The following is a 390-nucleotide window of genomic DNA, read 5'->3' on the forward strand; positions in this document are numbered from 1 at the left end:
ATGTCATCCAGCGCCGGCGGATGATCGACGAGAATGCCTCGGCCGATGAGGTGAAAAGAGTCGAGCGCGCCAAGCTCAACGCGCTGCTCGCCATCTGCGAGACGCCCACCTGCCGGCGCCAGTCGATCCTCGCCCATTTCGGCGAAGCACATGCCGGCAACTGCGGCAATTGCGACACCTGCCTCAAGCCGGTCGAGACTTGGGACGGCACGGAAGCGGCGATCAAGGCGCTGGCCGCGATCTACCGCACCGGCGAGCGTTTCGGCGCCGGCCACCTGATCGATGTGCTGCTCGGCCATGAAAACGACCGGACCATCCGCTTCGGCCATGCGAGCATGCCGATCTTCGGGGCCGGCAAGGATTTTCCCGCCAAGACCTGGCAATCCGTCT

The 390-nt window shown here is 64.9% G+C and carries 1 protein-coding gene; it reads left to right on the forward strand.

The window, feature by feature from the left end:
• The coding region (locus AC1D0P_RS31345; RefSeq protein WP_477680289.1) for an RQC domain-containing protein at positions 1 to 390 on the forward strand (390 nt) is incomplete at both ends.

Source organism: Polaromonas sp. P1_G2, from assembly GCF_056405515.1.